Origin of the sequence: Actinoplanes sp. URMC 104 (assembly GCF_051386375.1) — a bacterium.
Taxonomy (GTDB): Bacteria; Actinomycetota; Actinomycetes; order Mycobacteriales; family Micromonosporaceae; genus Actinoplanes.
This window is the reverse complement of the sequence record NZ_JBPQTO010000011.1, coordinates 1954759-1968593: the sequence shown is the minus strand read 5'-3', so window position 1 is coordinate 1968593 and position 13835 is coordinate 1954759. Positions and strand designations below refer to the sequence as shown.

Annotated in this window: 9 protein-coding genes; 4 read left to right on the top strand and 5 right to left on the bottom strand. The window is 71.4% G+C overall.

Going from position 1 to position 13835, the window contains the following annotated elements; translation table 11 throughout:
- Positions 1 to 74 precede the first annotated feature (74 nt).
- Entirely contained in the window at positions 75 to 1832 is a 1758-nt protein-coding gene (locus ACSNN8_RS34865) for a sensor histidine kinase (RefSeq protein ID WP_436654431.1), read from the bottom strand.
- Positions 1829 to 2512 carry a response regulator transcription factor gene (locus tag ACSNN8_RS34860; RefSeq protein WP_436654430.1) on the bottom strand — a complete coding sequence of 228 codons (684 nt, stop codon included), beginning with the start codon at positions 2510 to 2512 and terminating at the stop codon, positions 1829 to 1831. The genes ACSNN8_RS34865 and ACSNN8_RS34860 overlap by 4 nt, the downstream gene beginning before the upstream one ends.
- 141 nt (positions 2513 to 2653) lie before the next feature.
- On the opposite strand from ACSNN8_RS34860, the gene asnB reads away from it, so the two are divergent.
- Entirely contained in the window at positions 2654 to 4573 is a 1920-nt protein-coding gene (gene asnB / locus ACSNN8_RS34855; protein ID WP_436654429.1) for an asparagine synthase (glutamine-hydrolyzing), read from the top strand.
- Between the two features lie 44 nt (positions 4574 to 4617).
- On the top strand, positions 4618 to 6030 hold the full coding sequence (locus ACSNN8_RS34850; protein WP_436654428.1) for a Dyp-type peroxidase: 1413 nt from the start codon (positions 4618 to 4620) through the stop codon (positions 6028 to 6030).
- Here the strand turns inward: ACSNN8_RS34850 and ACSNN8_RS34845 are convergent.
- A complete protein-coding gene (locus tag ACSNN8_RS34845) occupies positions 6027 to 9995 on the bottom strand; it encodes a tetratricopeptide repeat protein (protein ID WP_436654427.1) in 3969 nt (1322 codons plus the stop codon). The two genes, ACSNN8_RS34850 and ACSNN8_RS34845, sit on opposite strands and share 4 nt — an antisense overlap.
- A gap of 121 nt (positions 9996 to 10116) precedes the next feature.
- On the opposite strand from ACSNN8_RS34845, the gene ACSNN8_RS34840 reads away from it, so the two are divergent.
- Entirely contained in the window at positions 10117 to 10728 is a 612-nt protein-coding gene (locus ACSNN8_RS34840) for a hypothetical protein (protein WP_436654426.1), read from the top strand.
- A 97-nt stretch (positions 10729 to 10825) separates the two neighbouring features.
- Positions 10826 to 11977: a cellulose-binding domain-containing protein gene (locus ACSNN8_RS34835; protein ID WP_436654425.1), complete on the top strand. Its 1152-nt coding sequence runs from the start codon at positions 10826 to 10828 to the stop codon at positions 11975 to 11977.
- Between the two features lie 83 nt (positions 11978 to 12060).
- Here the strand turns inward: ACSNN8_RS34835 and ACSNN8_RS34830 are convergent, their stop codons facing one another.
- Entirely contained in the window at positions 12061 to 12459 is a 399-nt protein-coding gene (locus tag ACSNN8_RS34830) for a hypothetical protein (protein WP_436654424.1), read from the bottom strand.
- 402 nt (positions 12460 to 12861) lie between these two features.
- A complete protein-coding gene (locus ACSNN8_RS34825; RefSeq protein ID WP_436654423.1) occupies positions 12862 to 13830 on the bottom strand; it encodes a phosphotransferase family protein in 969 nt (322 codons plus the stop codon).
- Positions 13831 to 13835 lie beyond the last annotated feature (5 nt).

Below are 13835 nucleotides of genomic sequence, written 5' to 3'. Positions count from 1 at the left end.
ATTGCGGCTCACGTTAGGAACTTCGCGTCGGTCCTGTCCAGACTTTTAGATCGACCAACATAACTTTTGCAGCATCAGTCGAAAGCGCCGGGCAGCCGTACGGTGAAGGTCGTCCCGAGGTGGGGCCGGCTGGCGACCTCGATGCGCCCGCCGTGGTCGGTGACGATCCGGTGGGCGATCGTCAGCCCGAGCCCGGTGCCGCCGGTGGCGCGCTGCCGGGCCGGGTCGGCGCGCCAGAACCGGTCGAACACGTGCGGCAGGTCGCCCGGCGTGATGCCCACCCCGGTGTCCTGCACGGTGAGCACGGCCTCGCCGCCCTCGGCCCGCACCCGCACGAGCACCTGGCCACCGGAGTCGGTGTAGCGGATCGCGTTGGTCAGCAGGTTGCCCAGCACCTGCCGGATCCGGTCCTGGTCGGCCTCCAGCCACACCGGGGCGGAGGCGTCCACGGTCAGCGCGATGCCCGCCTCGGCGGCCACCGCCCGGTGCGCGGTCACGCTCGCCGACGCCAGCTCCGCCAGGTCGGTGGGCGTCCTGGTGTAGCTCAGGTCGCCCGCCTCGGCCAGCGCCAGCACCTGCAGGTCGTCGAGGATGCGGCCCTGCAGCATGGTCTCCTCGTGCAGCGACACGAACAGCTCGCGGCTCGGCTCGATCACCCCGTCGGAGAGGCCCTCCAGATAGCCGCGCAGATTCGACAGCGGGGTGCGCATCTCGTGCGCCACGTCCGCGACCAGCCGGCGCTGACGTTCCTCGCTCTGCTGCACCGCCTCGGCCATCGTGTTGAACGACGCGGCCAGCCGGGCCAGCTCGCCGCGGCCTTTGATGCGCACCCGCGCGTCGTGCCGGCCCGCGGCGAGCATCTGGGACGCGCCGGTGAGCCGTCGCACCGGGCGGCTGACCTGTCGCGCGATCAGGAACGTGCCGACCAGCGCCACCACCACGAGACCCGCCGCGCCCGCGATGCCGGGCCGTCCGAAGTCGGCGATGTCCACCGAGCCCCGTCCGCCCAGGAAGACCTCGAGCGGGACGGCCGTGCTGGTGACCACCGTCTCGTGGTAGGCGCCGTCCAGGCAGTAGGCGCGCATCTCGGTCACGTCCTCACCGGTGACGCGCGGACGGGCCGGCACCCCGCCGACCTTGTCCGGGCAGCGGGTGAGGTAGTCCCAGTAGCTGTCGAACCAGTACGTGTCGCCGAGCACCTTGGTCAGGGCCTTGCGCGTGCAGTCCGGCGACCGGGTCAGCTGCTCGGGCGTGACGTACGGCGCCCGGTCCGAGGCGAGGGCCGGCTCGTCGCCGAGCGTCTCGTTCAGGCAGCGCACCAGCACCAGGCCGGTGCGGAACTGAGTGGCCTGCCGCAGCGCGAGCAGCTCCGGGCTGCCGTGCAGGCGGTCGGTGGGGGCCGGGCCGAAGACGTCCCGGGGCGTGCGGACCTTGCCGAAGAGCCCGGCCGGCAACATCGCGGCCGGGTCCGCGGCGACCTGCCGGGCGGGGAACGGGTCGACGTCGTACGCGATGGCCTGCACCGGGCCGGACGACCGGCCGGCCTCGATGTCGGAGTCGACCAGCACCTCGCCGTCGGTGGTCTGCACCCGGATGTGCAAGCCGGTGCGGTCCGACAGCTCGGTCACCAGGCGGTTCACGCCGGGCCAGTTGCCGTGCCGGAGCCCGTACCGGCTGAGCTCGTCGACGATCTCGGCGCGGTGCCGGGTCTGCGCCTCGAGCGCGTCGGTCACCTCGCGCTGGGTGAGCTGCAGCGTGAGCCACGCGGTCGCGCCGATCGCGGTCACCGCCACCAGCATCACGAGCGCGAAGATCCGTACGCGGAAGCTCACTGCTCGGCCATCCGGTAACCGCGCCCGTACACGGTCTGCACGTAGCGCGGCTCGACCGGGTTCTCCTCGATCTTGCGGCGCAGGTTCACGATGTGCGCGTCGACCGTCCGGGCCGAGACCTCGTGCTCGAAGCCGAAGGTCTTGTCGATGATCTGCGCGCGGGTGAACACCCGGCCCGGCTCGCGGGCCAGCAGCTCGAGGATCGCGAACTCCTTGGCGGTCAGCGTCACGGCCTCCCCGCGTACGCGGACCTCGAAGCGGCCGGCGTCGACTTCGACCGACCCCACGCGCACGATCGAGGAAGGCCCGTCGGCCGAGCCGGCCCGCCGCAGCAGCGCCCGCACCCGGGCCATCAGCTCGCGCGGGCTCACCGGCTTGGCCAGGTAGTCGTCGGCGCCGATGTCGAGGCCCAGCAGCATGTCGTTCTCCGACGAGCGGGCGGTGACCATGAGGATCGCGACGTCGCTCTCGGCCCGCAGGATCCGGCACACGTCCAGCCCGTCGACCAGCGGCATCATCACGTCGAGCACCAGCAGGTCGGGCCGGCGCGCGCGGGCGACGTCCAGCGCCGCCCGGCCGTCACCCACCGTGATGACCTGGTGGCCCTCGCGCTCCAGGTAGAGCCGGATGAGCTGGGCGTGCTTCGGGTCGTCGTCGGCCACGAGGATACGTGCGGTCACGCCGCGATTCTGGCCGCTCGGCGCCACCCCGACCAAGGAATGTGCGATTCCGGTGAAGATCCTCCCCCGATTGCCGTGGGGCCACAAGTTCTTCACAGGTCCTCCCGCACGCTGCCCTCCCCGGACTTCTCAGGAGGACCCATGTGCGGTTTGAACGTCTTCGTCAGCAGCCGCCCGGCCGCCGGCGCGCCCGACCCGGCGACCCAGGAGGCGTTCGCCGCCGCGCTCGAGACGATGCACCACCGCGGGCCCGACGACACCCGCCTGGTGTACGCCGACGGGGCCGCGTTCGGGTTCAAACGGCTCGCCATCATCGACCGCTCCGAGGCCGCGCAGCCTGTGCACTACCGCGACCGCTGGACCGTGGTGTTCAACGGCGAGATCTACAACTACCGGGCCCTGCGCGCCGAGCTGATCCGCGAGCACGGCGCCACGTTCGCCACCGAGGGCGACAGCGAGGTGCTCGCCGCGGCGTTCCACTTCTGGGGCCCGGCGGCGCTGCCCCGGCTGCGCGGCATGTTCGCCTTCGTGGCGTACGACCACTGGACCGGCACCCTGCACGCCGCGCGCGACCCGTTCGGCATCAAGCCGCTCTACCTGCTCGAGACCGTCGACGGGCTGTTCCTGGCCAGCGAGCGCAAGGCGCTGCTGCCGTTCGGCGGCGACCCGGCCGCGGCGCTGGACACCGACGCGCTCGCGCACTACTTCACCTTCCAGTACGTGCCCGACCCGCTCACCCTGCACCGCCAGGTGCGCCGCCTGCCGCCCGGGCACCGCCTCACCTGGACCCCCGGCGGCGGCCTGCGCCAGGAGCGCTGGTTCCGCCCCTCCCTGCGCCCGTTGCATGTGCAGCCGGCCGCCGCGCACGAGGCCATCCGCGACGCTCTGCGCGACAGCGTCCGCCACCACCTGCAGGCAGAGGTGCCGGTCGGCGCGTTCCTGTCCAGCGGCGTCGACTCGTCGGCGATCGTCGCGCTGGCCCGCGAGGTCAAGCCCGACCTGCACGTGTTCACCGCCGGCTTCGCGCACGAGGGCTACTCCGAGATCGAGATCGCGCAGGACACCGCCGCGCAGCTCGGCGTCCGGATCACACCGACCGTGGTGACCGAGGACGACGTGATCCGCGAACTGCCCCGCATCGTCCAGCTGCTCGACGACCCGGTCGCCGACCCGTCGCTGATCCCGCTCTACTTCCTGGCGCAGACAGCGTCGCGCTACGTCACCGTGGCGCTGTCCGGCGAGGGCTCCGACGAGCTGTTCGGCGGCTACACCATCTACCGCGAGCCCCGGTCGCTGGCCCGCGTCGACCGCCTGCCCGCCGGCGTCAAGCGCGGCCTGCGCGGCCTTGCCCACACCATCCCCGAGGGCGTGCGTGGCCGCAGCTTCCTCGAGCGCGGCACCACCCCGATCGAGGAGCGCTACTACGGCAACGCGCGCATCTTCACCCCCGCCGAGAAGGCCGAGCTGCTGCGGTTCACCGCCGACCCGCACACGGCGATCACCTCCCGGCTGTACGCCGAGACCGCCGACGTCGACGACGTGGCGTCCATGCAGTACGTGGACCTGCACACCTGGCTGCCCGGCGACATCCTCGCCAAGGCCGACCGCATGTCGATGGCCCACTCGCTCGAGCTGCGCGTGCCTTTCCTCGACCCCGCCGTCTACGCCGCCGCGGCGGGCCTGCCCACCGAGCTGAAGCTGCCCGCGCACGGCCGCTCCACCAAGCACGCCCTGCGCGAGGCGATGCGCGGCATCGTGCCCGAGTCCGTCCGTTCGCGGCGCAAGCTCGGCTTCCCCACCCCCACCCGGCTGTGGCTCAAAGGCGGCATCGGCGACTGGGTGGGCGGCCTGATCGCCGGCTCTGGCCCCCGCCACCTCATCGACGTCGACTACGCCCAGCGGCTGCTCACCGAGCACCGCGCCGGCGCGGCCGACCACTCCCGCAAGGTGTGGGCCGTGGCCATCTTCTGCCTGTGGTGGGCCATCTTCGTCGACGGCACCATCCGCCCGGCCCCCGCCGTCCAGAACGCGACAGTCCTGACCGGTCGGGGGTTCAGCTGACTAGCATCGGTCGCGCTCGATCCGACCGAGGGGGTTCCCGAGTCATGACCTTGTCGCTCGATCCACAGGAGATCCAGGGCAACATCCTCCGCCCCTTCGGCGGCAAGCATCAGGCCTTCGTGGCGTTGTCGTTCCGGCACGACCGCGCGAGGGCGCGCGAGTGGCTCGGCCGGATCGCGGACCGGGTCACGCGCAACGACGCCGTGCCGCCCCGAGGCGAGAACCGCCTGCCCCCGGGCCGGACGCTGCTGAATGTCGGTCTCACCGCGACCGGGCTCTATCTGCTGCATCCGGAGACCGCGGGCGTCCTGGCCGGTCACGACGCCTTCTGGAGCGGGCCGCTGGGTCCCCGGCTCGACGCGTCGGGCAACGTCACCACCGCGCCCGCACTGCTCGGCGATGTCGGCACCGGCGACCCGCAGAACTGGGTGGTCGGCGGGCTCGATGTGCCGGTGGATGCCCTGCTGACCATCGCTGCCGGCGACTACCGGACGATCCGGGACGCCGTGGCCCGTGCAAAGAGCGAAGCGTGGGGTCTGCGGGTGCTCCGCGTCGAGATCGGCGAGTCCCACCGCGACAGCGACAACCGCCGCTCCGAGCACTTCGGCTTCACCGACGGCATCTCCCAGCCGACCGTGCGCGGCTTCCCCGAAACCGAGGAGACCGGCTCCGGCAGCGGCTCCCCGGTCATCGCCGCCGGCGAGTTCCTCCTGGGTTATCCGGGCGAGCGGCGACCCCCGTCGTGGGCGCCCCGGCCGGTCGCGGCGCGATGGATGCACGGCGGCTCCTTCCAGGTGTTCCGCCGCATCGAGCAGGACGCCAAGCGGTGGTGGGAACACATGGAGTCACTCGCCGACAAGAAGAAGGGCGAGACTGCCGACGACGTGGCCGCGCGGGCGCTCGGGCGCCGCCTGGACGGCACGCCGCTGGCCACGGGCGGCGACTACAAAGACAACGACTTCGACTACAAGAGCGACCCCGACGGCGACGTCACGCCGCGCTATGCGCACATCCGCAAGGTGAACCCCCGCGACGACATGGTCTTCCGCGACCGCGGCCGCAAACTGTTGCGCCGGGGCATCCCGTACGGCCCCGAGTTCAAGCGCGCCGCGCCCGACAGCAAGAAGCGGGGGATGCTGTTCAACGCGTACATGGCCAGCATCGAGGACCAGTTCGAGTTCATCCTGCGGAACTGGTCCAACTCGCCGAGCTTTCCGCAGACCGATCTGGTCAAGTACGGCCGGGTCGCCGCCGGGACGCCGGAACGGGTCGACGGGCTCGACCCCGTCCTGGGCGACAGCTCGACCGCCGCGGCCAAGCGCCTGCCCGCCGACGTCGTCCGAGACATCCCCAAGCCGGCGTACGGCGGCTTCCTCACCACGACCGGCGCCGTGTACGCCTTCGCGCCCACCGTCACCGCCCTGCGGCAACTGGCCGGCGACGACGAGCTGAATTAGTCCTCGGGCTCGTGCCGGGGCGTGCGGTCGATGCGCTGCAGCAGCGTCTCGAGGTCGGGGCCGGTCTCCGCGACGATCCACTGCGGCAGGGCGGGCAGCGGCGGGCCGGGCGGCAGCCGTACGCCGGTGAGCCGCAGGTAGGCGCGGCGGTATTCGAGGCTGGGCGCCCGCGCGTAGAGCTGCTCGTAGATGCCCGCCGCAGTCCGGCGGGCGTCTTCGTCCTCCGGGTCGGCCAGCCAAGCGGCGTCCATCAGAGCCGCGATCTCGTGCGGCTCGGACCAGCGCTCGGCGGCCTCGCGCAGCGCCGCCGCCGCGCTCGCCGGCTCCAGGTCGCCACGGTCGACCTGCTGGCGGATCGCGAAGATGTACGTGCTCACCTGCGGGTCACGCTCGTCGTGCTGCTCGGCGACCTCGCGCGCCTCGGAGTTGAGCCGCTCCGCGACGGCCGGGCGGCCGCCGCTGAGGTGCAGCCGGGCCAGTCGGTGCAGCGACTCGCACAGGTAGTAGGGCGAGTCGAGCTCGCGAGCCAGCGGGATGGCCCGTTCCAGCAGCCGTGCCGCGTCGTCCGGACGGCTCTCGGCGGCGGCGATCACGCTGAGTCCGGTCAGCTGGTCGACCACGGTCGTCCAGTCGCGCAGCTCGACGGCGATCCGCAAGGAGTACATCGCGCACGTCCGAGCTCGGAGGAAGTCGCCCACCTCGCGGTAGATCTCGCCCATGTTGCCCACGGTGACGCTCGCGGTCTGCCGCGCGCCGATGTCGCGCGCCACGTCCAGGGCGCGCCGATAGGAGTCGATCGCCTGGACGAGATCGGCGTGGCGGTGCAGGGCCAGTCCCAGGTTGTTGGCGCCGTGCAACATCCAGTTGCGATCACCGGCTTGCTCCGCCGTGCGGAACGCGCGGCTCAGGTAGTCGAGCGCCTCCTCCGCACGGCCGGTGCTGAGATAGCAGATGCCCATGTGGTTGAGCGCGCCGCTCATCGCGGACAGGTCGCCGGCCTCGGTGGCCATGGCGAGGTGCCGGCCGGCCATCGCGAGGGCGTCGGCGTACGCGCCCTGGCGGAAGAGCGCGAACGTCATGCGGTCCATCGTTCGGGAGACCCCGGCGGCGTCACGGAGGCTTTCGAACCCGGCCAGGGCACGCTGCAGCCAGCTCACCGCCTCGGCCGGCGTGCTCGTGTACATCAGCAGGTCGCCGAGCTGCCGCTGGGCGGCGGCGACGATGTCGCGGCGACCGGTGGCCTCGGCGGCGCGCAGGGCCATCCGGTAGTGCCGCTCGGCTTCGGCCCACTGTCCGACGTGGTGGTGCACGGTGCCGATCTCGATGTGCAGCGCGGCCTGGTCGGCATCCGGCAGCAACGGCAGCAGCCGCCCGTAGTAGAAGGTCGCCGCCTCGTTGGCGTAAACGGCCTTCGCGCGGTCGCCGGCCGCCCGGAACCAGACGCGCTGCTTGTCGGTGCGCGGGGTGTGGGCGTAGTGGTGGGCCAGCACGTCGACGTACTGCGCCAGCCGATCCGGGAAGTGCTCCTCGATGAACAGGGCGGCCCGTTCGTGCAGCGCGGCCCGGGTGTCGTACGTGATGCTCTGGTACGCCGCCTCCTGCGTGATCGGGTGCTTGAACTCGTACTCAGGCTCCGGTTCCGGCTCGACCTGCGGGGTCAGCTCGAGCTTGTGCAGGTGGCGCAGGTGCGCCGCGACTTGAGCGGTGGTGCCGGCCGGTGGATAGACCGAGGCGATCGGCGGCGGCTGGAAACGGCGGCCGATCACGCTGGCCACCTTGATGGCCGCCTTCTCGTCGTCGGTGAGCTGATCGATGCGGGCCATGACCAGCCGCTGCAGGCTGTCGGGCAGGTGCAGTGCGGCAAGTTCCGATCCGGCCGGATCGACGCCCCGGCCGTGCAGGTAGGCGACCAGTTCTTCGATGTAGAAGGCGTTGCCGCCGGCCTGCTCGTCGATCTGCTCGACCAGCTCGGGTGCGATGCTCGCCTGCGGGCCGTAGCGGTCGCGCAGGCGCAGCATGGCGAGCCGTTGCGAGTCCTCGCTCGACATCTGGCCCAGGCCCACCTCGACCACGTGGTCGGCCACGGCCAGCTTGCCGGGCGCCGGTTCCCGCGAGGTGGCCAGCAGCAGCACCGGCAGCTCCGCCAGGCGCTCGATGAGGAGGTCGAGCAGGCTGAGCGAGGCCGGGTCGATCCAATGGCAGTCCTCCAGCAGCAGCATGAGCGGTCCGGATGTGGTGCGCTCACGGAGGAAGGACAGCAGGAGGGCACGGAGCAGTTCGTCGCGGCCGGCGGGGTCGAGCTGGGCGGTGAGCTCGGTGTCGGGCATCGGCAGACCCATCACGGCCGCCACCAGCGGAGCCCGCTGCCCGGTGCCGTCGTAGCGGGCGACGCGCCGGGTCAGGGCTGTCCGTTGTTCGTCGAGCGGCGCGGCCGGGTCGATGTCGAGCAGCTCGCGCCAGATCGGGCGCCACACCAGATAGCTGGAACTGGTGCCGTGCGAGCGGCAGCTGCCGCCGTGCCCGGAGAAGCCCAGCGCGCCGGCCGCCCGGCACGTCTCGGCGGCCAGGCGGGATTTGCCGATGCCGGCCTCCCCGTGCAGCCAGACGACTCGGCCGCGCCCCGAACGCGCCTCGTTGACGAGCTCACCAAGCCAGGCCATCTCGGCGGTGCGGCCGACGAGCGAGCCCCGCGCGGGGGTGGGGAGTTGGCTCGCCGACGCGGCCTCGTGCAACGAGCGGACGGCCCAGGCCGCGACCGGCGTGGCCTTGCCCTTGGCGGTGACCTCGAGGGGATCGCCGGCCTCGACCAGGTCGCGAACGCGCTCGAAGGTGAGCCGGTCGATCAGCAGACTTCCGGCCGGGGCTGCCTGCATGAGACGCGAGGCGAGGATGACGGCGTCGCCGACCACCGCGTACTCCCGGCGCACGTCCGACCCGACCTCACCGCAGAACACCGGACCGGTCGTGAGCCCGCCACGGCCGGCGCCGCCCGGCAGCGCCAGCAGCTCGAGACAGCAGCGCAGAGCCCGCTCCTCGTCGTTCTCATGGCTGAGCGGTGTGCCGAAGACGGCCACCAGCACGGTCCCCTTGTCGTCGGCCATGAGATGACGCAGGTGGCCGCCGTACCTGTCGATGATCTTCACGCCCGCGGCGAGATAGCGCTGCAGCGCCTCGGCGGTGGCCGGGTCGTCGATCGAGAGGTCCGGTAGCTGCACGAACGCGGTCGTCACCTTGCGGTGCTCGTTGACCAGCTCGTGCCGCCCGAAGCGCAGCCTGGTGCGGATGGCGGGATGCAGGAACGGCTCGATCAGCCGTTCGAGCTCGGCGGTTTGCGGCGCGGGCGGCGCGTAAGGGGAGTCGACAGCCGCGGGTGAGCCCGCGGTCTCGCGCAAGGCCGGGTCCACCACGATCTCACCGCGGTCCGCCCGGTGCAGCGCGTCGATCGCGCGGTCGAGCGCCGGGCCGGCGATCAGGTGCTGCAAGCGGGTCTCCGGGTCGCCGAGCAGCATGAGCAGCAGGGGGCCGGCGGCGAGTCCGACGCGGATCGTCAAGGATCGGGAGCCGCCCGGCGTGGGAATCGGGACGACCTCGGTGGTGGCCTCGCGAATGAGCTCGGCGCAACGGATGGCCCGGCGGGCCACCGCGGTTGCGGTCGCGGGCGTGTAGTCGAACATGCCGACCAGCGCATCACCGGCGAAGTCGACCACACTGCCACCGGACGCGGCGACGGCATCGGCCGTGACGGCGAACCACCGATTGATGATGCGGGTCAGTTGTTCGGTGCCGTAGCTTCCGGCTCCGGCGAAGCTTTCGGCCAGGGCGGTGAAGCCGACCACGTCGGCGTAGAGCACCACCGCCTCGGCACGCTGGGTGACTGGCGGATTGCTGACACTCTCGGCTGTCAGGAGAAGACGGGACACGTGTTCGGGCAGGTAGGAACGCCAGGTCGCGGCCAATCCGCTCACGATCTGTGACGGCCCGTTAACCGATGGTTGTCGGGTCACGCCTTGTGTGGCCACCCTTCAAATCCTATCGTCAGGGATCAATCATCACTCTGGGCACGTCTGTCGCCAATGGGGTTAGAAGATGAATCAGGCCACCAGCGATGTAGCCTTCCAGCTGTTCGACGCGTGCGTCCACTGTCTGCGCTTCGGGTTCGGCGCTCCACTGAAATACCCGTACGCCATGCCGCTGGCCGGCCCCGGCAACAACCCGGCCCCAGCGCTGTTCCGGCGGATCCAGGCCGTGTCGCCGCCACCCGACCGCGACGGTGAGCGCTGGTACGCCAGGATGCGGGTGGGTCAGGAGCCGTTCGTCCCGGGCGCCGTGCCCGTCGACCTGAGCAAGGTCGACTGTGACGAGGGCATTCCCTCGCTCGACCCCGCCACGCCCGAGGACATCGTGCTCGATCGGTGGTTCCGCGTCCCGCGGCAGGAGGACCCGCAGAAGAATCCGGTGTCCTTCCCGGGGGAGGATCAGGGCCGGTATCTCACCTCGATCAAATATTGGAGTCCGCCCATTCCCGAAGGCGAGGACGGTGTCGACGTGGCCGTCGACTACTACGACGTCTTCACGATGGAGTGGACCCGTCGGCCCCGGAAGGGCGACTGGGTCGCGGTCAGCTTCGACGCCTTCGATCCGCTGGAGCGCGACAGTGCCGACCTGATCATCCCGATCGGCGAATGTAACCACTCCTGACCTTTCCCGGCCGCACGAATGCAACTACAGTCATCAATGTTTGGGAGCGCTCCCATGACTGTAGGAGGCAGCGGTGCGGCGTGGATGGATACCCGTAGTGGTTGCGGCGGTGCTGGTCGCGGCCGGGATGACGGTCATGCAGGCTCCTGCTGCCTCGGCGGCGGCAGCGTGCAGCGTGCAGTGGACAACCAACCAGTGGTCGACCGGGTTCACCGCCGAGGTGCAGGTGACCAACGGCGGGGCGCCGGTCACCTCGTGGACGCTGTCGTGGACCTTCGCGGGCGACCAGCGCGTCACCAACGCGTGGAACGCGACGGTCACGCAGAGCGGCAAGGCTGTGTCGGCGGCGAGCGTGGGCTGGAACGGGTCGCTGGCCACGGGCGCCTCGGCGCGGTTCGGGTTCCAGGGCACCTTCTCGGGCGCCAACGCGACGCCGAGCGAGTTCAGCTTCAACGGGGTCTCCTGCAGCGGCTCGGGGACGCCGACCTCGCCCACGCCGACGCCGACCACCCCTGCGCCCACCACGCCCACCCCGACGCCGACGGTGACCACATCGCCGCCGCCGCAGCAGGGCTGCGCATCCGCGGCGATCTGTGACGGCTTCGAGACGCAGACGGGCGCGACGCCCGGGGGAGCCTGGGCGGTCTCCACGCCGGACTGCTCCGGCGCCGGCACGGCGGCCATCGACCGTACGGTGGCCCACTCCGGCTCGACGTCGCTGCGCATCAACGGGGCCGCGGGCTACTGCAACCACGTCTTCGCCGGCACGCCGCTCCCGGCCGGGCCCGTCTGGCACGTGCGCTACTGGGTCCGGCACACCACGGCGCTGCCGGCCTCGCACGTGACGACCGTGGCGATGCGCGACTCCGCGGACGGCAACCGTGACCTGCGCTTCGGCGGGCAGAACGGCGCGCTGCAGTTCAACCGGGCCTCCGACGACGCGACCCTGCCCGAGCAGAGCCCGGCCGGCGTGGCCCAGTCCGCCCCGCTGCCCGTGAACACGTGGAACTGCGTCGAGTTCAAGGTCGACGGCCGCGACGGCACGATCGAGACGTGGCTCAACGGCACCTCGGTCCCGGGCCTGCGCAACGACGGCGTGCCCACCCACGACGTCGACGGGCAGTGGCTCAACCGCACGTGGCGGCCCGCGCTCACCGACCTGCGGCTGGGCTGGGAGAGCTACGGCGAGGGGGCCGACACCCTCTGGTACGACGACGTGGCCGTGAGCTCGCAGCGCAACGGCTGCTGACAGCACCCGCAACGGGCCGCCGACCAGCGTTTCTGGCCGGCGGCCCCGACCGGTCTTTCCCAGCGGGTCGCGCCGGTCGGACCTCATGCTGCGGCAACGACCCGCGCCGAACTCAGGCCCGTCAACGCCACGTCGATCGACGATGTGGACGCGTGCGCCAGGATGGTGCCATGAGCACGGGCACATCCGACGACTGGTCGCCGGCCGACAACCCGTATGCGATCGCGGTGTCCGAGTCGCAGTGGTGGCGCGCCACAGTCGCCGTGACGGTGACCCGCATGCACGACAACGACATCCGTGTTGGTTGGTTCAGCTCGCGGCAGATCGACGCACGCACGTTGGTCGTCGCCCTGCACCAACTGCTGGCTGCCGAGCAGCTCGAACAATTCGCCTTGAAGGACCTCGGTATGGAGGAGGCGGTCGGACTCGCCCTGGCCGAGGCGCGGCAGCGGTTCGAGACGGCGTTGCCGGACATCAAGCACATGCGAGACGGCATGCAGCGCGTGCCGTTGATGCGAGGAACGCCGGTGAAATTCGGCAGCAGGCGGTCCGTGCGCTCGTCGATGCTGCCATCGGCTGTGAGCCGCCGGCCGGCCCGGTGCTTGTTTCCGGAGGTGACGGATCGCATGTCTGGCTTTCCCTCGTCCGTGCCGCCCGGCCGGAAGCCGACCTCAGGGGCTTGGCCGAGAAGGCGATCGCGGCGATCACCCGTACCGGACTGCGACTGGAGTCCCCGACGTTCCCGCAAGCGCAGGACCTGTCTCTACGGCTGGCCGGTGGGGAAACGTTGCAGGTTCGGCGCGAGTGAGCGACAGCAATCGGCACCGTGCACCCGCTATGGCGCCGGCCGCCGTGAAGCGGGCCGGCCCGGTCGCATACGGGTATCAGTCGAACAGTGCCAGCGCCTCGGTCAGGCGGGCCCGGGTCCACGTCCGGTGGCGGGGATCGTCCTGGCCGCGGTACGCGGCCTCGACGGTCATGACCAGCGTCAGGTACACGCAGTAGAGGCGCCGCCGCAGGCGTTCCTCCGCGGTGAAACGGGTCTTGCCGTAGCCGCGCAGGAACGCCTGGGGCTCGCCGAACGCGGGCAGCTCGGTGGCGACGAAGCCGGCCTCGATGAGCGGGTCGCCGAAGAAGGCGCGCTCGTGGTCGATCACGCAGACGATCCGGCCGTCGCGGACCAGCACGTTGCTGGCCCACAGGTCCCATTCGACGAACCGCGGCTCGGTCACCGCGTCGAGGCAGTCCGCGTGCTCGTCGAGCAACGAGGTGACGGCCGCGTGGTCGAGGCCGACCCCGCGCCGGGAGCCGTCGCGCAGCACCGCGTCGACCATGCCGAGGAAGCAGTCGCGCCAGCTCGCGGCGGCGGGGCCGGTCAGTGGGCCGAACGCCGGACCGGGGATCGCGTTGAGCTCCCGGTTCACGGCGCCCAGCGCCACGTCGTACCGGTCCTGCTCGGCCGCCGACAGCGTGGACCGGATCAGCCCGTAGTTGTCGGCGTCCACGTACGGCATGACGAACCAGTCCGCGTTGCACACCGAGCGGCCGGCGTCGGCGAAGTCCACGGAGGGCACCGGCACATTCGTGCGCGACCGGACCAGCGACAGCGCCGCCAGCTCGTTGGCCATGGCCCCCTGCTCGTACGCCATCACCTCGACCCCGGGCGGCGGAGCGATCTTGAGCACCGCCTGGTAGCCGTCGCGCAGCCGGATGCGGTAGGCCACGTTGAACCAGCCGTGCCCGAGCTCGTGCACCCAGTCGTCGCCGCGGGGGACCCGGTCGGGGCCGTAGGCGCGCGACACCATCGCCCGGAGCGTGTCGAGCGACTGCCGGTTCTTGGTGATGCTCTCCATCGTGG

What these genes read in the sequence shown, in the direction of transcription:
- asnB (WP_436654429.1), top strand. Translation starts at nt 2,654, where the DNA reads ATGTGCGGTTTGAACGTCTTCGTCAGCAGCCGCCCGGCCGCCGGCGCG.
- ACSNN8_RS34850 (WP_436654428.1), top strand. Translation starts at nt 4,618, where the DNA reads ATGACCTTGTCGCTCGATCCACAGGAGATCCAGGGCAACATCCTCCGC.
- ACSNN8_RS34840 (WP_436654426.1), top strand. Translation starts at nt 10,117, where the DNA reads ATGAATCAGGCCACCAGCGATGTAGCCTTCCAGCTGTTCGACGCGTGC.
- ACSNN8_RS34825 (WP_436654423.1), bottom strand. Translation starts at nt 13,830, where the DNA reads ATGGAGAGCATCACCAAGAACCGGCAGTCGCTCGACACGCTCCGGGCG.